The 13,178-nt window shown below is 67.6% G+C and carries 13 protein-coding genes; all 13 read right to left on the reverse strand.

The features are described 5' to 3' along the window. The 13 genes from murD to ASE90_RS10175 all read right to left on the reverse strand — a co-directional run bounded on the left by murD (position 1) and on the right by ASE90_RS10175 (position 13,110). Positions 1-1,359, reverse strand: coding sequence for a UDP-N-acetylmuramoyl-L-alanine--D-glutamate ligase (gene murD / locus ASE90_RS10115; RefSeq protein ID WP_055999653.1), 1,359 nt, complete (start codon positions 1,357-1,359; stop codon positions 1-3). Then, complete coding sequence (gene mraY, locus ASE90_RS10120) at positions 1,356-2,426, reverse strand: phospho-N-acetylmuramoyl-pentapeptide-transferase (protein WP_056000162.1); 1,071 nt, start codon at positions 2,424-2,426, stop codon at positions 1,356-1,358. The genes murD and mraY overlap by 4 nt, the downstream gene beginning before the upstream one ends. Then, positions 2,426-3,820, reverse strand: coding sequence for a UDP-N-acetylmuramoyl-tripeptide--D-alanyl-D-alanine ligase (locus ASE90_RS10125; protein WP_235531746.1), 1,395 nt, complete (start codon positions 3,818-3,820; stop codon positions 2,426-2,428). Before ASE90_RS10125 ends, mraY begins: the two co-directional genes overlap by 1 nt. Then, entirely contained in the window at positions 3,804-5,219 is a 1,416-nt protein-coding gene (locus tag ASE90_RS10130; protein WP_055999659.1) for a UDP-N-acetylmuramoyl-L-alanyl-D-glutamate--2,6-diaminopimelate ligase, read from the reverse strand. Before ASE90_RS10130 ends, ASE90_RS10125 begins: the two co-directional genes overlap by 17 nt. Continuing rightward, positions 5,216-6,931, reverse strand: a complete 1,716-nt coding sequence (locus tag ASE90_RS10135) for a peptidoglycan D,D-transpeptidase FtsI family protein (RefSeq protein ID WP_055999661.1) — start codon at positions 6,929-6,931, stop codon at positions 5,216-5,218. Before ASE90_RS10135 ends, ASE90_RS10130 begins: the two co-directional genes overlap by 4 nt. Continuing rightward, positions 6,928-7,509, reverse strand: a complete 582-nt coding sequence (locus ASE90_RS10140; protein ID WP_156357891.1) for a hypothetical protein — start codon at positions 7,507-7,509, stop codon at positions 6,928-6,930. Before ASE90_RS10140 ends, ASE90_RS10135 begins: the two co-directional genes overlap by 4 nt. Next, positions 7,506-8,456 carry a 16S rRNA (cytosine(1402)-N(4))-methyltransferase RsmH gene (rsmH, locus tag ASE90_RS10145; RefSeq protein ID WP_055999667.1) on the reverse strand — a complete coding sequence of 317 codons (951 nt, stop codon included), beginning with the start codon at positions 8,454-8,456 and terminating at the stop codon, positions 7,506-7,508. The genes ASE90_RS10140 and rsmH overlap by 4 nt, the downstream gene beginning before the upstream one ends. Further along, positions 8,453-8,923: a division/cell wall cluster transcriptional repressor MraZ gene (locus tag ASE90_RS20615; protein WP_055999670.1), complete on the reverse strand. Its 471-nt coding sequence runs from the start codon at positions 8,921-8,923 to the stop codon at positions 8,453-8,455. The genes rsmH and ASE90_RS20615 overlap by 4 nt, the downstream gene beginning before the upstream one ends. 427 nt (positions 8,924-9,350) lie before the next feature. Further along, positions 9,351-9,629, reverse strand: coding sequence for a hypothetical protein (locus ASE90_RS10155; protein WP_055999673.1), 279 nt, complete (start codon positions 9,627-9,629; stop codon positions 9,351-9,353). A gap of 11 nt (positions 9,630-9,640) precedes the next feature. Continuing rightward, positions 9,641-10,633: a cysteine synthase A gene (locus ASE90_RS10160; protein WP_055999676.1), complete on the reverse strand. Its 993-nt coding sequence runs from the start codon at positions 10,631-10,633 to the stop codon at positions 9,641-9,643. An 85-nt stretch (positions 10,634-10,718) separates the two neighbouring features. Further along, positions 10,719-11,510, reverse strand: a complete 792-nt coding sequence (locus ASE90_RS10165; protein WP_055999679.1) for a LysR family transcriptional regulator — start codon at positions 11,508-11,510, stop codon at positions 10,719-10,721. Next, positions 11,507-11,905: a Co2+/Mg2+ efflux protein ApaG gene (apaG, locus tag ASE90_RS10170; RefSeq protein ID WP_055999681.1), complete on the reverse strand. Its 399-nt coding sequence runs from the start codon at positions 11,903-11,905 to the stop codon at positions 11,507-11,509. The genes ASE90_RS10165 and apaG overlap by 4 nt, the downstream gene beginning before the upstream one ends. Beyond that, positions 11,902-13,110, reverse strand: coding sequence for a trans-sulfuration enzyme family protein (locus ASE90_RS10175; RefSeq protein WP_055999684.1), 1,209 nt, complete (start codon positions 13,108-13,110; stop codon positions 11,902-11,904). The genes apaG and ASE90_RS10175 overlap by 4 nt, the downstream gene beginning before the upstream one ends. Positions 13,111-13,178 lie beyond the last annotated feature (68 nt).

The following is a 13,178-nucleotide window of genomic DNA, read 5'->3' on the forward strand; positions in this document are numbered from 1 at the left end:
TCATCGCAAAGCCTCCACCGCTGCTGCGAAGGCGCGGCCGCGCGCTTCGAAGTCGCTGAATTGATCGAACGAGGCGCAGGCGGGCGACAGCAGCACGGTGTCGCCGGGTTGCGCCTGTTCGGCGGCGCGGCGGACCGCTGCGTCGAGCGTGCCCGCGATTTCGACGGCCATGTCGGGTGCGAGCAGTTCGGCGAAGCGTTCGGCAGCAGTGCCGATGGTATAGGCGCGCACGACATTGCCGAAGCCGGGGCGACACGCGTCGAGGTCGTCGGATTTGGCGAGGCCGCCGAGGATCCAGTGGATGCGGCCGAACGCGCTGAGCGCCGGTGCGGTGGAATCGGGGTTCGTCGCCTTGCTGTCGTCGACATAGGCGACGCCGTTGACGTCGGCGACGTGCGCCATGCGGTGCGGGAGCGCGCGGTAGGTTGCCAAGCCGGCGCGGATGGTGTCGGCGTCGAGGCCGAGCGCCTCGCAGACTGCGATCGCGGTCAGCGCGTTCTGCGCATTGTGCGGGCCGGCGAGCGCAGGGCCATAAGCGGTCGCGCCGGCGGGCACGGCGATGCGAGTGGTGTGCGGCAGGGTGTCGGCGATGGCGGCCGATGTCGCGTCGCCGGTGCCGATGATCGCGGCATGGCCGTCGGACTGCATCGCGAACAGGCGTGCTTTCGATGCGGCATAGGCTTCGAACCCGGCATAGCGGTCGAGATGATCGGGGGTGATGTTGAGCAGCACCGCAACGTCGCAGTCGAGGCTGGTGGTCAGGTCGATCTGGTAGCTCGACAGTTCGAGGACGTACACGCCACCCGCCGGCAACGGGTCCTGCGCTAGGATCGGGAGGCCGATATTGCCGCCCATGCGCGCGGGGATGCCGGACTGGGTCAGGATGTGGTGGATCAGGGCGGTGGTGGTCGATTTGCCGTTGGTGCCGGTGATACCGACGACCTTGTGCGGCGGGAGGTCTGTGCGGGCTTGGGCGAAGAGTTCGATGTCGCCGATGATGGGGGTCGAAACGGCATGGGCAGCGATCGGGTGGCGGTTGATCGGCACGCCGGGGGATACGACCACGCCGTCGAAACCGGCGAGGTCGATCGCGAGCGGGTCGGCAAACACCAAAGCCCTCTCCCCCATGGGGGAGAGGGTTGGGAGAGGGGGTGTCGCGAGCGCTGTCGTAGAAGAAGAAGCCCCCTCTCCCCGACCCTCTCCCCGCAAGCGGAGAGAGGGAGAGCGGCGCGCTTCGTCGCTGTCCCACGCCACGACCTCCGCGCCCCCCGCCAGCAGCGCGCGCACGGTTGCCGCGCCGGACCGGGCCAGCCCCAGCACCGCGAACCGCTTCCCCGCCCAGGCGGTGGCGGTAATCACCGCAGTTTCAGCGTCGACAGGCCGGCGAGCGCCAGCACGAACGCCACGATCCAGAACCGGATCACGACCGTCGCTTCCGCCCAGCCGAGCTGTTCGAAATGATGGTGGATCGGGGCCATGCGGAAGATGCGCTTGCCGGTACGCTTGTACCAGAACACCTGGATGATGACGCTCAGCGCCTCGACCACGAACAGCCCGCCGATGATCGCCAGCACGATTTCATGGTGTGACGACACCGCGATCGCGCCGAGCGCGCCGCCCAGCGCAAGGCTGCCGGTATCGCCCATGAACACCGCCGCCGGGGGGGCGTTGTACCACAGGAACGCCAGCCCCGCGCCGACGATCGCGCCACAGAACAGCGCGAGGTCGCCCGCGCCCAGCACGTGCGGGATGCCCAGATACGCGGCGAACTTGGCGTTGCCGACCATGTAGACGATCAGCATCAGCGCGACCGAGGCGATGATGACCGGCATCGTCGCAAGACCGTCGAGCCCGTCGGTCAGGTTCACCGCATTGCCGAACGCGACGATCGTGAAGGCGGCGAAGACGATGTAGAAGGGTCCCAGATCGATCGCCACGCCCGAAAAGAACGGGACGTAGAGCATCGTGCCTGTCTGGCGGATGATGATCCAGCTGGCGATGCCGGCGATCAGGAATTCGAGCAGCAGCCGGACCCGACCCGAGACGCCGGCGGTACTGGCCTTTCGCACCTTGTCGTAATCGTCGAGGAAGCCGATCGCGGCGAAACCCAGCGTCACGAACAGGCAGGCCCAGACGAACGGGTTGGCAAGATCGGTCCACAGCAGCACCGCGACCGTCAGCGAGGTGAGGATCATCAGCCCGCCCATGGTCGGCGTGCCGCGCTTGGCAAGGTGGGTCTGCGGCCCGTCGAGGCGGATCGGCTGCCCCTTGCCCTGTCGCACGCGCAGCCAGCCGATGAAGCGCGGACCGATGATGAGGCCGAGGAACAGCGCCGTCGCCGTCGCCGCGCCGGTACGGAACGACAGATAGCGGAACAGGTTCAGCACACCGGGAAAGCCGAGATATTCGGCGATTTCGTACAACATCAGTTCTGGCCCCACAGGTCGGCGACGACCCGCGCCAGCCCCACTCCGTTCGATCCCTTTACGAGTACCGCATCGCCAGGCTGCAGCAGGTCCGACAGGACCCGCACGGCGGCGGCGGCGTCGGGCACATGGACGGTTTCGACGCGCCCCTCAAGCGCCTTGGCGAGGGGGAGCATCCCCTGCCCGACCAATATGGCGCGCGAAACGCCCGCTTCGTCGATCGGGACCGCAAGGGCGGCATGATAGGCGCCGGAAGATTCACCCAGCTCACGCATTTCGCCCAGCACCGCGACGCGGCGCTCGGCCGCTTCGGCGGCCAGCACCTTCAGCGTCGCGCGCATCGACGCGGGGTTGGCGTTGTAGCTTTCGTCGATGATCAGCGCCTCACCATCGCCGACACCGATCCGGCGACGCGCACCGCGCCCGGCAAGACCATCGAGATCGGCGAGCGCCAGCCCGGCAACGCCGAGATCGCCGCCGATCGCATCGACCGCCGCGATCACCGCCAGCGAATTGGCGACCCAATGATCGCCGGGCTGGGCCAGCGTGTAGCTGACCTCGCGCTCGCCCAGCCGTGCGGTCACGAAGCTGTCGCCCGAGGACAGGCGGACATGTTCGATCGCGCGGACATCGGCACCCTCGCGCAGGCCGAACGTCACGATGCGACCGGCAAAGGGCTTGGCCGCCGCGATCAGCGTGTCGCGGTGCGGGCTATCGAACGGCACGATCGCGACCCCGCCGGGGGTCAGCCCTTCGAAAATCTCGCCCTTCGCGCGGGCGATCGCATCCTCCCCGGTGAAGAATTCGGTGTGGGCGGGGGCGATGGTGGTGACGATCGCGATGTCGGGCCGGACAAGCCGGGTCAGCCGCGACAGTTCGCCCGCATGGTTCATGCCCATTTCGAGCACCGCCGCCCGCGTCGTCGCGGGCATCCGGGCGAGGCTCAGGGGTACGCCGGTATGGTTGTTATAGCTTTTGACCGAGCGATGCGCCTGTCCGAAGCTGACGCGGTCGAGCGCGGCGAACAGTGCTTCCTTGGTGCCGGTCTTGCCGACCGATCCGGTCACGCCGATGATCCGCCCGGTCGTGCGTGCGCGGGCGGCATGGGCAAGCTGGTCGAGCGCGGCGATGGTGTCGGGTACCAGCACGTGCGGCCCGTCGATCGGCTGCGATACCAGTGCACCCGCCGCCCCTTGCGCAAATGCCTGCGCGACGAAACGATGGCCGTCGGTCGCCTCGCCCGACAGCGCGACGAACAGGTCGCCGGGGCCGACCTCGCGGCTGTCGAAGGCGACGCCGTTCGCGTCGAAGTCGGCCGAAGCGATACCGCCGGTCGCAGCGGCGACCGCTGCCGATGTCCAGAGCGGACCGGCTTCGTCAGCCTGCACAGTCACGCGCCACCTGCACGTCGTCGAAGGGCAGGAACCTGTCGCCGACGATCTGGCCCTGTTCATGGCCCTTGCCCGCGATCAGCACGATGTCGCTCGACTGCGCCATCTCGCACGCGGCGCGGATCGCGGCGCGGCGGTCGCCGATCTCGGTCGCGTCCGGCGCGCCGGCCAATACCTGCGCGCGGATGCTCGCGGCGTCTTCGGTGCGCGGATTGTCGTCGGTAACGATCGCGACGTCGGCATGGGTCGCCACGACCTCACCCATCGGCGCGCGCTTGCCGGTATCGCGGTCGCCGCCTGCCCCGAACACGACGATCAGCCGCCCGGCAGCGTGCGGACGCAGCGCGGCGATCGCGGCCTCCAGCGCGTCGGGCGTGTGGGCATAGTCGACATAGACCGGTGCGCCGTTGGGCAGGATCACCGCACGTTCCAGCCGCCCGCGCACCGGCTGCAACCGCGCCAGCCCGGCCAGCGTCGCGGCGAGCGTACCGCCGGTCGCCAGCACCAGCCCGGCGGCGGTCAGCGCGTTCGCCGCCTGATAGGCACCGATCAACGGCAACTGGACCTTGTGCGCCTGCCCCTCGGCCTCGATCGTCAGCGCCTGTCCCAGCAGGCTCGGCTCGCGCGCGGTCAGGCGCAGCGTATCGCCATGTTCGCCGACCGTGATCAGCGCATTGCCGCGCACGCGCGCCAGATCGATCACCCGGTCGGCATGGGGATCGTCGACCCACACCACCGCCGTACCGTCATCGGCCAGCATTTCCGCGAACAGGCGCAGCTTGGCGGTGAGATAGGTTGCCATGTCGCCGTGATAGTCGAGGTGATCGCGGCTGAGATTGGTGAAGGCGGCGGCACGGACCGGCAGCCCTTCGGTGCGGTATTGCGACAGGCCATGGCTTGACGCCTCGAACGCGACATGGGTCACCCCCTCGCGCGCCAACCCGGCAACGTTCGACAGGAAGGTGACGATGTCGGGCGTGGTCAGCCCGGTAGTGACGCGTTCGTCGGCGGTGGTGACGCCCAGCGTGCCGATCGACGCGGCATGATGCCCCTGCATCCGCCAAAGTTGCCGCACCATTTCGACGGTGCTGGTCTTGCCGTTGGTGCCGGTGACCGCGACGCAGGTCGGCGGGAACGGCGCGAAGAACTGCGCGGCGGCACGGGCAAAGGCCTCTCGCGGGTCGCGCACGGCGATATGGACCACGCCCTCGACCACGGCTTCGGGTCGGGCGACGACGGCGATCGCCCCGGCGGCAATCGCGGCGGGAATATAGTCCTCGCCATTCACCCGCGCGCCTTCGAACGCGCCGAAGACCGTGCCCGGTGCGACCTTGCGATGGTCGATCGCAAAGCCGGTCACGATCTGCGGTTCGTCGCCGCCGGTAATCGTCCCTAATTTCATTCCACGTTCGCCAGTTTCTTCGCATCACCCGGCGCGTGCCAAAGCAGCCCGCGCAGTCCGGCGACGTCGATATCGGCATTGGCGTCGGGAATCACCCCCAACAATGGACCGGTCCGCGAGATGACGCGGCTGACGACCGGCGCGGCGGTCCATGCCGCACTGGTGAAGCCGAACGTCTCCTTCGTCCCCTTCGGGCTGTCGAGCATCGCGATCACGACATAGCGCGGGCGATCCATCGGGAAGACGGCGGCAAAGGTCGATACGTTCACGCGCTTCGAATAGCCGCCATGCGCGCCGACCGTCTCGGCGGTACCGGTCTTCCCACCGACGCGGAAACCGGGGGCTTCGGCCTTCTTGCCGGTACCATCGGTGACGATCAGGCGCAGCAGCCCGCGCATCTTCGCACTGGTCGCTTCGGAAAACACCCGGCGACCCGTTGGAGCCTGTCCGGGCTTCAGCTTCAGGATCGTCGCCGGACGCCAGATGCCGCCATTGACCAGCGCGGCATAGGCGCTGGCGAGGTGGAGCGGGGTGACGGCAATGCCATGCCCGAAGGCGGTGGTCATGGTGGTGGTCCGGCCCCAGTACCGCGGCCAGATCGTGCGCGCCTTTTCCAGTTCGATATCGGGCGCAGCATCGAAATGCAGCGAGCGGAACAGCTTTTCCATCCGCGCCTGCCCCATTTCGTCGGCGATACGCGCGGTGCCGATGTTGGACGAATGGACGAGGATTTCGGGGACGTTCATCCAGCGCTTCTGCGCGTGATCGTCGCGGATGCGGAAGCCGCCGACATGCAGGGGCTCGGTCGCGTCATACCGCTTCGACAGCGACGGGACGACACCATCGTCCAGCGCCGCCGCCATCGTCAGCGGCTTGAACGCCGACCCGAGTTCATACACGCCCTGCGTCACCGTATTCATCTGACCGGTGTTCGCGGTGACGTGGTTGGGATTGAAGGTCGGCAGCGACGTCATGGCGATCACCTCGCCGGTATCGCTGTCGAGGACGATACCGCCTGCGCCGCGCGCCTGGAACACCGCCATCGCATTGGCGAGTTCGCTTTCCAACGCGGCCTGCACCCGTGTGTCGAGGCTGAGCGCGACCGGCCGTCCGCGCTCGGCCGGATCGATCAGCCGTGCGTTCAGGAACTTCTCCATGCCGCGCACACCGCGCCCGTCCATGTCGAGATAGCCGAGCGCATGTGCCGCCATCGCGCTTTGCGGATACAGGCGTTCGGGTTCCCGGCCCAGCGCGATGCCCGGCTCGCCCAGCGCATTCACCGCCTGCACCAGTTCGGGCAGCGCACGACGGCGCAGATAGACGAAGCCACGGTCGAGGTTGAGCTGCGCGTGATAATAGGCCGCGTCGTGATCGGGCATCAGCGCGGCGAGCTGTTCTGCCAGTTGCCGCTTGTCACCGATTACCTTGTCGGGGCGCACCGCGATCGACCAGGCATCGATGGTCCGCGCGAGCGGGGCGCCGTTGCGATCGACCAGATCGCCGCGCAGCGGGACCAGCGCCGATTCCGCCGCGATCGCCGAACGCGGTTCGGCCATGACGCCGAGCAGCATCAACCGCACGAGAATTGCCGCTACCCCTGCCGCGAACAGCAGCATCAGCACCATCAACCGGTAATGGGCGACGTTCACCAGCGTATGCCGCGCGCCATCGGCACGCTGCTGGTTGAGCGAAGGAGCGACGACGACGATCACGGGCGGGCGGCTTCCTTGCGGGCGGAGCGGGCCAGATCGGCCATCGTCGCATCGCTCAGCAGGGTTCGGTCGAGCATCGCCACTGCCCGTGCCTTTGCCGGGATCACATCCGCCCGTGCCGTCTGGACCGGGCCGACCGGCTTCACGTTGCGCGCCGGTTCGACCCTGGCAGGCGCGGACGCGGCGACCGGCGCTGCGGCGGCGAGCGCCGGTTCGGGGGCGGGCGCGGCCTCCATCGGCGCGCTGGGCACGACATAGGCGAGCGCGACATTGCCGCCCTCCGTCCGGCCCGGCAGCGACGCCAGCTGATGCTCGCCACCGACATATTGTTCGGCGCGCGGCGCGGCGAGCGACAGCACGTCACCGTTCCAGCGTTCGAGCTGCGCCATGTTAGCGCGGGTATCGAATTCGGTTTCGAGCGATCGGATATCCTGTCGCGCCTGCACGATCGAACGCTCGATCGCCTCGACCCGCCCACGCTCCGCCGCGCCCTGCGAGATGACGAGGTAGAAGGCAGGCGCCATCACACCCAGTGCCACCAGCTTCCCCAATGCTCCGAACCCGAACGCACCCATCACATCGCACTCCCGGTCGAATTCCACGGCGCAGACGCCGTGCGAAGCCCCACGCGCAACGTCGCCGAACGCGCGCGCGGATTGATCGTCACTTCTTCGTCACTCGGCCGCATCGCCTTCGCGATGTCGCCGAAACTGGGCGCCGGCCCCTGCACCACCACCGGGCGGTGCCGCGAACCGGCAGGCATCGCGCCGCCGCGTTCGCGCAGGAAACGCTTCACGATACGGTCTTCGAGGCTGTGGAAGCTGACCACCGACAACCGCCCACCGGGACGCAGCACCCGCTCCGCCGCGTCGAGCCCGGCGGTCAATTCGCCCAGTTCGTCGTTCAGATGGATACGGACCGCCTGAAACGCTCGGGTCGCCGGGTCCTTCTTCTCGTGCGGGCGATGGCCGAGTGCCCGGCGGACGACGGCGGCCAGCTCGCCGGTGCGCGACAGCGGACGCGCGCCGACGATGAAGTTCGCGACGCGGCGGTGGCGCGGTTCCTCGCCATAGCGGTCGAGCACGTCCGAAATCTCGGCCTCGTCGGCCGTGTTGAGCCATTCGGCCGCCGTCATGCCTTCGCGGCTCATCCGCATGTCGAGGGGGCCATCCGATTGAAAGGAAAAGCCTCGATCTGCCTGATCGAGCTGCATCGAGGACACGCCGATATCCATCACGACCCCGTCGACCGCGTCAATGCCGCGCGCCGCCAATTCGCCGGCCATCGCCGAAAAAGGCGCCTCGATCAGCAGCAACCGGTCGCCGGCTTCCTCGATCAGCGCCTTGGCGGCGGCGTGCGCGGTCGGATCGCGGTCGAACGCGATGACCCGCGCGCCGGCGGAGAGCATGGCACGCGTATAGCCGCCCGCACCGAACGTGGCGTCGACATGGGTTTCGCCCGGCTGGATCGCGAGCGCCGCGACGGCCTCTGCCAGCAGCACCGGAATGTGGGGAGCGGCGGTCACTGCAGCCCCTTCTCTTCCATCAGGAATTCGCACAGTTCGCGCGTGTCCGCGTCGATGTCGGTATCGGCGATCAGGGTGAACGGGTCCCAGATGTTGAAGGTGTCGCCGCGCCCGTGGAAGAACGCCCATTTGTCGATCTTTGCCCGGCGACGATAGAAGGTCGGCAGCACGAAGCGACCGGCACTGTCGAACGGCGCCGATTCGAGGTTGCCGAACGCCTTGCCCGCGACATTGTAATCGGTGTCGACATCCTCGTCGCTGCCCTGCGGCCGGCGCGAATACAGGATCTTGGGCCAGGCGGTGTCGAACGCGCTGAGGCAGACATGCTTGCCGTGCCGCTTGATGAGCAGTTCGCGGGCGTCAGCGTTCTTCTCCAGCACCGAGCGCAGCTTGGCAGGCACTGCGACGCGACCCTTCGCGTCGACCGCCTGTAGCCCATAGCTCAGGTAGAGTTCCCTGTCCGACACATCGCCCCTGTTCGGTCACGCAGGAGAAGCGTCGCGCCCGGCAAATACGCGCCGCGCGAGAAGATTCGACGATCCCAGGACCTGCCCCCTGTGACGGTTAAGGAAGTATCAAAACTAGATGTGGGTCACAATGGGCGAAGTTGGGTGAGGATGGGATTTTACCCCACCGTCGGGTCGATTCATGGGACGTACGTTGTTTGTTCTTCAACGTTTTTTCGCGTCGCCGGGCGCAGGGATGGGAGCGTACCCCGTTCGGGGTAGAGCGCGGTGCGCGGTGGATGCGAATGGGTGATCCGGGAGAGGCTGGCCCGTGCACACCACCTCGACCCCGGACAGGATCGCTGGCTCCTCCGCCACGTTGGCGGCGGCGAACGACTGCCGTCAGGATAGCGATTCGCGCGGCTGACGTTGCCGACGCGACCGGGGTTCAGCGCGGTTCGGGGGACGCCGCGTTATCGCCCGGCGCGGTGCCGGGTGAGATGCCCAGTTCGGCGAGCGGCTCGTCGGGATTGCTCGCGGCGAGATTGGCGAGCGCGGCATTCGCCGAACCCTCGACGGTCGCCACATCCTCACCGATCGGCGGTTCGTCGATGGCGGAGCGGAACAATGCGCTGGCGAGCACGATCAGAAACACGACCAGCACGAGACCGGTCGCGCCGACGCGCAGGCGTTGCAGCAGTTGCGATTGATCGGACCGTGGCAACATTCGCAGGCTTGTTAGGCCGAAGTCTCCGCGCTGTCGACCACCAACCCCTTCGCCATTAACCATTCGGGATTGTACAGCGTCGACAGGTACCGAAAGCCGGTGTCGCACAGGATGGTCACGACGCGGCTGCCCGGCCCCAGTTGTCGCGCGAGCAGCACCGCGCCCGCGACGTTGATGCCGGACGACAGGCCCAGACACAGCCCTTCCTCGGCCAGCAGGCGGCGGACCCAGACCATGCCTTCGGCGTCCGATACGCGGAACTGGGTGTCGATCGGCGCGCCGTCGAGATTGGCGGTGATCCGCCCCTGCCCGATTCCTTCGGCGACCGACGATCCTTCCGATCGCAATTCACCATGGGCGTAATAATCGTAGAGCGCCGCGCCGTGCGGGTCAGTCAGCGCGATGGTGACCGATTCGTCCTTTTCCTTCAGACCCAGCCCGACCCCGGCCAGCGTCCCGCCGGTCCCCGCCGCACAGGTGAACCCGTCGATCCGCCCGTCCATCTGCTCCCAGATTTCGGACGCGGTGCCGGTGATGTGGGCACGACGATTAGCGATATTGTCGAACTGGTTGGCCCAGATCGCATTCGGCGTTTCCTCGGCGATCCGCCGGCTGGTGTGCACGAAATGGCCGGGGTTCGAATAGGGTGCGGCCGGGACCAGCACCAGTTCGGCCCCCAGCGCGCGCAGCGTGTCCATCTTCTCGCGGCTCTGCGTCTCGGGCATGACGATGATCGTGCGATAGCCCTTGGCATTGGCGACCAGCGCCAGCCCGATGCCGGTATTGCCCGCCGTCCCCTCGACGATCGTGCCGCCGGGCTGGATAGCGCCACGCGCCTCGGCATCCTCGACGATCGACAGCGCGGCGCGATCCTTCACGCTGGCACCGGGATTGGCGAATTCGCACTTGGCGAAGATCTCCGCCCCGGCGGCCTCGCTCGGCCCTTTCAGGCGGACGAGGGGCGTGTTGCCGATCAGAGCGAGGGTGTCATGGGCGGTATGCATGGCTTGCAGATGGCCCGGACCGCGCACCGGGGCAAGCCGGTGGTGCGGTAGAATGGATTGGTCGCGGGCAATGGGGGCTTTGCGCCTACCCCGCCAACGCGTCGACCAGTGTCTTCACCTTTGCCTGCCGCCACTGCGGCAACGGCGCAACCAGCCAATAGCCCTGTCGCCCACCCTTCGGTTCGCCGACCACCGTTACCCGTCCGGCGGCGATATCGCCGCGTGCGAGCAGTTCGGGCACCGTCGCCCGTCCCAGCCCCGCCACCGCCGCGTCGATCGCAAGGCCGGCATCCGCTACCCGGACCAGCGCCGATGCATCCTCCGGATCGCAACCAGCCCAGCCGATCCGCGTATCGGCGCCGCCGCCGGCGCGTTCGATGGTGACCATGCCGTCCGATTCGAGCGCCTCGCCCTCATGCGCGCCCGGCCCGTCGCCCCAGCGGATGGCGAGGTCGAGATTGGCTTCGGTAAAGTCGATCGCATCGTCGGACGCGACGAGGGCGAAGCGCAGTTCGGGATCGGTCGTCGCGATCCGCGACAGGCGCGGCAACAACCATTTCTGGGTAAGGTCACGCGGCGCGGCGATGGTCAGCGACTTGGACGACTGGCCCGCCTGCATCGCGCGGACCGCTTCCTCGAATTGCAGGAAGCCGCCGCGCAGCGCGACCAGTCCGGCCTCCCCCTCGGGCGTCAGCTCCAGACCACGGGTGGTGCGCCGGAACAGGACGACGCCCAGCGTATCCTCCAGCGCGCGGACCTGCTGCCCGACCGCCGCCGGCGTCACCGCCAGTTCGTCGGCGGCGCGGGTGAACGACAGGTGCCGCGCGGCAGCATCCAGCACGCGCAAACCGTTCAGCGGGAGGTGCGTCCGCTTCATGCGCCGACTGCCGGTGCAAGCAGCGCAAAACGCGGAATCGCCACGTCGAACGTGTCCCCGTCATCGGCGAGCATCTGGTAGCTGCCCTGCATCATGCCGCTCGACGTCGAGAGCGGACAACCCGACACATAATCGAAGCTGCCGCCCGGTTCGATCACCGGGAGTTCGCCGATCACGCCCTCACCCTCCACGCTGTGCCGTTCGCCGCGTCCGTCAGTAATGATCCAGTGGCGGGTCAACAGCTGGACAGTACGATCCGACCCGTTTTCGATGCGGATGTGATAGGCCCAAAACCAGCGACCCTGCGCGGGCTGCGATTGTTCGGGCAGAAAGGTCGCCGATACCCGCACCGCGATGCCGGCGGTCGTCGCCTCGTGCGGGAACAGCGCCTTCATAAGGCGACCGCGTGCAACGCCTGATCCAGATCGGCGATCAGGTCCTCGGGATCTTCCAGCCCGACATTGATGCGGATCATCCCTTCGGAGATACCCATCTCGATCCGTTTTTCCTCGGCCACGCCCGAATGGGTGGTCGAGGCCGGATGCGTCATCAGCGAGCGCGAATCGCCGATATTGTTCGAGATATCGATGAGTTGCAGCGCATCGAGCAGGCCGTGCGCCTGCTGCCGACCGCCATCGAGTTCGAACGAGAAGATCGGCCCGGCCATCTTCATCTGGCGCATGCACAGCGCGTGCTGCGGATGGCTGGGCAGGCCGGGTGCGTTGATTTTCGGCACGCGCTGTTCGAGGAAGCTGGCGACCTTCAGCGCGTTCTCCGACTGGCGCATCACGCGCAGGTCGAGCGTTTCCAGCCCCTTCAACACCACCCACGCGTTGAACGCGCTCAGTGTCGGCCCTGTATTGCGCGTAAACGGCAGCAGCACGTCGTCGATGAACTCCTTCGTCCCGCACACCGCCCCGGCCAAGACGCGGCCCTGCCCTTCCATCAGCTTGGTCGCGCTATAGGCGACGACGTCCGCACCGAACTCCATCGGCCGTTGCAGCGCCGGGCTGGCAAAGGCGTTGTCGACGACGGTGACGATCCCTCGCTCGCGCGCCGCCGCACAGATCGCGGCCAAATCGGCGACGTCCATCGTGGGATTGGCCGGCGTCTCGAAGAACCAGACCTTCGTATTGGGGCGGCTGGCGTCGATGAACGCCTGTGTGTCGCGCGCATCGACAACGTCGGTCTCGATCCCGAACTTCGGCAGGAGCGTGTCGGTCAGCCACCGACACGATCCGAACGCCGCGCGCCCGCCGACCAGATGGTCGCCCGCCGACAACTGACACAGCAGCGACGCGGTCATCGCCGCCATGCCGGTCGCCATCGTCCGGCACGCTTCGGCACCCTCCAGCAGGGCGATGCGCTCTTCGAGCATCTCGACGGTCGGGTTCTGCAACCGCGAATAGGTCATGCCGACCTGCTCACCCGCGAACCGCGCGGCGGCATCGCCCGCGCAATCATAGGCATAGCCCGAGGTCAGGAACAGCGCCTCCGACGTTTCGCCATATTCGCTGCGCGCGGTGCCGCCGCGCACGGCCTGCGTTGCGGGACGCCAGTTGGCGGTGATGCTGCGGTCTTGTCCGGTCTTGCGCTTCATGCGTGGGTCTTTGCGCGCTTGAGCCGAGAATTTCCAGTGCCGATGCGGCGCGGGGCGTCCTGCTGGAC

The sequence above is a fragment of the Sphingomonas sp. Leaf67 genome (genome assembly GCF_001421965.1).
Classification (GTDB): Bacteria; Pseudomonadota; Alphaproteobacteria; order Sphingomonadales; family Sphingomonadaceae; genus Sphingomonas.